Origin of the sequence: Dyella flava (assembly GCF_016904955.1) — a bacterium.
Taxonomy (GTDB): Bacteria; Pseudomonadota; Gammaproteobacteria; order Xanthomonadales; family Rhodanobacteraceae; genus Dyella_B; species Dyella_B flava.
The window spans coordinates 1-1,184 of sequence record NZ_JADIKE010000011.1 but is presented as its reverse complement, the minus strand read 5'-3'; the positions used below and the strand labels follow the sequence as shown (position 1 = coordinate 1,184).

Here is a 1,184-nt window from a genome sequence, read left to right as displayed (position 1 = left end):
TGAAGCGTCCTCGCTGATTCGATCCAGTTGGAAGTAGAGTTCCACCCCAAGGAGCTCTGCATGAAAAAGTCGAAGTTCAACGAAGAACAGATTGTCCGGATCCTCAAAGAAGTCGAGGCAGGCGCCAAGGTTGCCGAGACCTGCCGCAAGCACGGGATCAGCGAGCCGACGTATTACGTCTGGAAGAGCAAGTACGCCAACATGGAGGTATCGCAGCTGCGCCATCTCAAAGAGGTCGAGGCCGAATTGGCTCGGCTTAAGCGCATGTATGCGGACTTGGCCCTGGAACATCACGCTCTGAAGGATGTTCTCTCGCGAAAACTTTGAGCCAGGCGCGGCGATTGGAGCTGAGTCTGGCGATGCAAACCCATCATGGCCTGAGCGCCCGGCGTGCTGACCGTACGCTGGGTTTGTCGCGTTCTGCGCGGCACTATCGGCCCCGGCTTCGTGACGATGGGCCATTGATCGAAACCATCGAATCCCATTTGAAGGACAACCCTGGCCATGGCTTCAGCCTTCTCTTCGACCAGGCGTTGCACCCCAAGGGCTTCGGCAAGACCCGCAGTTGGCGCGTCTATGTCGCCCTGAAGTTGAATCTGCCACGACGTGGCAAGCGACGGCTGCCCGACCGTATCCGTGAGCCGCTAGAGGTTCCCATGCACGCCAATCACACATGGTCAGCCGATTTCATGGCCGATGCCCTCTGGTCAGGGCGACGTTTTCGCACCTTCAACGTGAATGACGATTTCAACCGGGAGTCGTTGCGTATTGAGATCGACACCAGCCTGCCGTCGCGACGCGTCATTCGCGCCCTGGAAGAGTTGGTGGAGCTGCGCGGTGCACCCAGGAGGCTACGCCTGGACAATGGTCCCGAGTTCATCAGCGCCGCGTTGCGCCAATGGGCGCAGCAACATGGCATCGAACTGATCCACATCCAACCGGGCAAGCCCACTCAGAACGCCTACATCGAACGTTTCAACCGCACCTTCCGCACGGAGGTGCTGGACCGCTACGTCTTTACCAGCCTCAACGAAGTACGCCGCATGGCCGAGGACTGGCGACATCGTTACAACCATGACCGCCCACATCGCTCTCTCGGCGGTCTGTCACCCATCCGTTACGCCGTGGCATCATCAACCCCAACCTCTACTTCTGAATGACTCGAAGGAATGAGGACGCTTCAG

The 1,184-nt window shown here is 58.6% G+C and carries 1 protein-coding gene; it reads left to right on the top strand.

Going from position 1 to position 1,184, the window contains the following annotated elements:
* Nucleotides 1-60: 60 nt before the first annotated feature.
* A protein-coding gene (locus tag ISP19_RS00060; protein ID WP_425489211.1) for an IS3 family transposase occupies nucleotides 61-1,160 on the top strand; the annotation gives its coding sequence in 2 pieces (ribosomal slippage) (nucleotides 61-318 and nucleotides 321-1,160; 1,098 coding nt in all).
* The last annotated feature ends 24 nt before the right edge of the window (nucleotides 1,161-1,184 follow it).